At 43.4% G+C, this 249-nt stretch carries 1 protein-coding gene; it reads right to left on the bottom strand.

Annotated elements, in window-relative coordinates:
- On the bottom strand, positions 1–249 hold a 249-nt coding region (locus ACFIO5_RS10310; RefSeq protein WP_375705351.1), incomplete at both ends, for a (deoxy)nucleoside triphosphate pyrophosphohydrolase.

Below are 249 nucleotides of genomic sequence, written 5' to 3'. Positions count from 1 at the left end.
TTTTGTCCTTCTCGTCCTTGTGCAACCCCCTTATAATGGGAGCAAAAATACAATGGCATTAAAAGATGAAATGTTTCGTAGCCATGGCTCGCAAATGTTAAGGGGAATAAATTATCTGCCTGAACGTGAACACCAAGTTCTTCTTCTAGTTCACGAATTAACGATGCTTCCGGAGTTTCACCCTGTTCAACCTTTCCACCAGGAAACTCCCATAAACCAGCCAGTGATTTTCCTTCGGGACGTTGTGTC

The sequence above is a fragment of the Bartonella sp. AA86SXKL genome (assembly GCF_042196885.1).
The sequence above is the reverse complement of the archived record's forward strand: the minus strand, read 5'-3'. Positions and strand labels throughout refer to the sequence as shown.